This window comes from Streptomyces sp. SID13726, from assembly GCF_010548375.1.
Lineage (GTDB): Bacteria > Actinomycetota > Actinomycetes > Streptomycetales > Streptomycetaceae > Streptomyces.
The window spans coordinates 1-433 of the sequence record NZ_JAAGLY010000489.1 but is presented as its reverse complement, the minus strand read 5'-3'; the positions used below and the strand labels follow the sequence as shown (position 1 = coordinate 433).

The 433-nt window shown below is 70.2% G+C and carries 1 pseudogene; it reads left to right on the top strand.

The annotated features are described in order from the left end of the window. Positions 1–126 precede the first annotated feature (126 nt). Positions 127–433, top strand: a pseudogene (locus tag G3I78_RS52635) (preprotein translocase subunit SecA); the annotation flags it as partial.

Genomic DNA, 433 nt, shown 5'->3' with positions numbered 1-433 from the left:
GCTCCGACGCGCCTACGATGATGTGTGACGTTGCCGACGTCCGCTGCCGTGCGCGCCCGCGCGGCAGAGCGTCGGCGCTGCTCCCGGACCACCCGGCCCGGGCACCGATCGATACGGGAGTCCTGCGTGCCTTCGATCCTCGACAAGGTCCTTCGCATCGGCGAGGGCCGGATCCTCAAGAAGCTGTCCGGCCTCGCCGACCAGGTCAACAAGCTCGAGCCGGGCTTCGAGGATCTCACCGACGAGGAGCTGCGGGAGGAGACCGACCGCTTCAAGGCGCGCCTCGAGGCCGGCGAGTCCCTCGACGACCTGCTCCCTGAGGCGTTCGCCGCGGTGCGCGAGGCGTCGCGCCGCACGCTCGGTCAGCGGCACTTCGACGTCCAGCTCATGGGCGGAGCGGCGCTGCACCTCGGCAACATCGCCGAGATGAAGA